At 66.9% G+C, this 2,897-nt stretch carries 1 protein-coding gene; it reads right to left on the bottom strand.

The annotated features are described in order from the left end of the window. Positions 1–15 precede the first annotated feature (15 nt). The gene (locus ABZ885_RS38555; RefSeq protein WP_360199471.1) at positions 16–2,256 is read right to left on the bottom strand and encodes a tetratricopeptide repeat protein; all 2,241 of its coding nucleotides are present in this window, start codon (positions 2,254–2,256) and stop codon (positions 16–18) included. Positions 2,257–2,897: the final 641 nt, after the last annotated feature.

The following is a 2,897-nucleotide window of genomic DNA, read 5'->3' on the forward strand; positions in this document are numbered from 1 at the left end:
CGAGTCCGTGCCGCACTATTCAAAGCCGGACAGTTGGGGGGAATCCCCTATCGAACGCCCTCTAAGAGCCTGGCCTGCGAAATTCGCGTCGTCGGAGTACCTCACCCCCAGGGCGACCCACAGCAGGGCCTCGTGTTCGGTGCGGGGCTCGATGGGTGCTCCTTGATCGACCAGTACCTTCCAGGCGTCCTCGGTCATGCCGCGGACCGCGTGGCAGCGGGCCAGCGCCCACAGGGCGTCGTGGTCGTGCGGGTTGAGTGTGAGCATGCTGCGCGCCGCGGCGGCGGCTCGATCGGGGTTGCCTTCCGCGAACTCCGTCTCCACCAGGAGCGCGTACATCTCGCTCTTGCTCTGGGCAGGCCAGTCGGGGCCGCCCAGCTCAAGGGCCTCCCGCGCGCACTCCTTCGTCGTCCCCGGCATATCGGCCTGCCGGTATGCCTTGGCCGCCATGGCCATCAGAGAGGCGTCCCGCCAGTATTCGGCGCCCGAGCGCAGGGTACGTGCCCGCTGTTCCCGCTCGCCGGTGACCTGGTAGTGCTGCGCCAGCAGAATCACGATCATCGGGCTCTTGGTGACATTGGCGCGAAGAACGGTGAGGTCACCAGTGGCACTGGAGCTCGACGCCCGGGCGATGAGCCGGATTTCGGCGACCCGATCGGGGTAAGCGGCCTCGAGGGCGTTCAGGCCAGCAGGCTCCACTCCGCACTCGGCCAAGCCCATCGCGGCGTGAAGCTGCTCCTGCTCGGCGGTTGCCGTATCCCATACGGCCTGCCAGGCGGCCTGGAGCTGCGAGACCTCCTGTTCGCCACTCTCCCGTTCCAGGGTGAGCGCCGTGATCTGCGCCTTGACGTACGGGCTGTCGATCTGGCTCTGGAGGCGCCTGGCTTCGGCCGTCCGTCCGGTGAGCGCGGCCAGCAGTGCCCTGTACTCAAGCAGGCGGGCATCGCGCGCCTCACGAGGGGTGGCCTGCCCTTCCGGTTGTTCCTGCATCAGGTCCCATGCGGTGGCAACATCACCGCACGCCTGCGCTGCCTGCACGGCGGTCACGGTGGGAGCCACACTGTCGCCGAACCACGAGCGCCGGCTGTCGCGTGCCTTGATCGCGAGCGAGAAAGCCTCCTGGACCTCTGTCAGCCATTGGTCGCCGCGTCTGCGGTCTGCGCGCCCCAGAAGAATCTGGGCGATCGCCAGCTGGACCCCGGACAAGGTGCCGTTCGGATCTGCGGCACGCAGACAGGCCAGAGCTGCATCGTCCTGCCCCGTGTTTGTGAGAGCGGTCGCTTCCACCGCGGCTTTCAGTACACGGGTGGTCTCGGTATCGGGTTGCCATGACACGACATGGCGCAGGGTCGCGTTCCAGTCAGAGTCGCAGAGCGCAGTCGTGGCAAGGAGCAGCGGGGATCCGGGGTCGGCGTTGGCCGCCAGGAACGCCCGTGCCTCCTGGTCTTCTTCGTCCGCCATGTACTGCTGCGCAACCAGCGCAACCCACTGGTCCCGTGGGAATCCGCCTTCGTCGATGCACCGCCGGAAGAACACGGCCGCCGCCTGGTGGGCACCGTAGTCCGAGGCGAGCTGGCCCAGCCAGCCGAACGCATCCGCAGGCGCCTGCTCCGCCCAGCCCGGCAAACTGCCGGCCCACTGCCGCAAGAGCGCCCCGCGGTTCTCCCGGTTGCTGTGCAGAAGCCCCACTGCCTGCTCGATCGCGGGCCATGCGTCGACCAGATCCTGCGCACTCTGCCGCGCGCGCGGGCTCAAGGTCGACAAGCCCGTCGGGAAGTCGGTTCGTGCATCCAGCCGGGCAAGGATCGCGGTGCCGGTAACGGCAGCCTGATCCATTCTGGTGAGGAGGTCGTCACGAAAGTCCGTGAACATCGCCTGCAGGCTCGCCTCAGTAACTTCCCGCAGGCCTGCCAGCGCACCCAGTCCTTCGGCTTCCCGGTCGTGCTTCCACTCCTCCAGCAGCTCTACCGGATACTCGGCACTCCGAGGGCCGTCAATCGTCTTGTGGTGCGGCTTGCACATCAGGAGCAGGTTGACGAAGCTGTTGCGTTCCCTGACCGTCCATGACGGATCGAAGCGGCAGCCGCCCTTCTCCAGCGCACGGATGTGGGCGATCTCCACGTTGAGCATCGGCTCCGAACCGACAATGCGAAGGATCGGCTCGCCACAGTCAGGCCAGTAACACGCGCCGCCCGCCAGCGTCATCAGCCCGGCGATCGTCGCGTTGGTGTAGGTGCGGCGCGGCTGCGAAGTCACAGAACCCTCCACTCACAACAAGACACCCAGCCTACGAGCACGGACCGACAGTCACACCGGTCACAGTGCGCTGCCCGGCCTGCGACAACCGCATACAGGGCTATCAGTTGACCAGTGAAAAGTCCCGGCCGACCTCACACAACCCACCAACTCCCACTACATCACCAACATCCGCAGGTCAGAAGCCACCAATGCGGCCCACCCCACCCAAAACGATCAAGACTTCCCCTCACATACCGCTCCTCAGAGCCTCAGCTCGATCCCACCCCAACCCCAACACCCCAGATCCGCTACCAACCGCCACCACCAAAAAGACGGTCAGTCACAGAACGCCTCACCCAACTCGGCATCCGCTGGGAGTAGACCGGGGCGGGCCGGACCGGGCGGTGCAACGCGCCCGCTGCAACGCGGCCCGGCCGCCGCCCGGGAGAGATGCAAGCCCAGTACGGGGGTGCAACACGGCCGCGTTGCACCCCTTTTATGCACCCCGCGTTACGCCTCCGGGGCCTGTCTCGCCGAGCTGTCGCGCCCGGACCACACACGGGGGATCGCAAGTATCCGCGCATCGAACGCGCAGCTGCCTGGTCGGTGCGGTGACGTTGAACGCACTGGGCTGGGCGTTGAAGTCCAGCCGGCGCCCG

The organism is Kitasatospora sp. NPDC047058, from assembly GCF_040643935.1.
Lineage (GTDB): Bacteria > Actinomycetota > Actinomycetes > Streptomycetales > Streptomycetaceae > Kitasatospora.